Here is a 305-nt window from a genome sequence, read left to right as displayed (position 1 = left end):
AACTTCTCACTGACTTGGATAACCCACCTTGCCATGGTGGTGCGTGATAGCTCGATACCCGACTGGGTAAACAGCGATTCTTGGCGATAAAGTGGCATCGCGTATTGGTATTTGCCAAGAATGATGTTGGTCAGCAAGCTTTCTGTGGCGAAGCTTTTAGGGATGAGACTCTGAGGGGATGGCTTCTGAACGATACGGCTGCTGTCACCTGTTTTCTCGCACTGGCGGCAAGCGTACTTAGGACGAACATATTCCAACACTTTGAGTACCGCTGGCGTGAACTCTAGCTTCTCGCTGCGGTCTTC

General features: G+C 50.8%; 1 protein-coding gene. It reads right to left on the bottom strand.

The annotated features are described in order from the left end of the window. Positions 1-305 (bottom strand): transposase (locus AB4209_RS22410; protein ID WP_372057444.1); only part of this gene is annotated, 305 nt, incomplete at both ends.

It is taken from the genome of Vibrio sp. 10N.286.48.C11 (assembly GCF_041469805.1).
Lineage (GTDB): Bacteria > Pseudomonadota > Gammaproteobacteria > Enterobacterales > Vibrionaceae > Vibrio > Vibrio crassostreae_C.
This window is presented reverse-complemented; position numbering and strand designations above follow the sequence as displayed.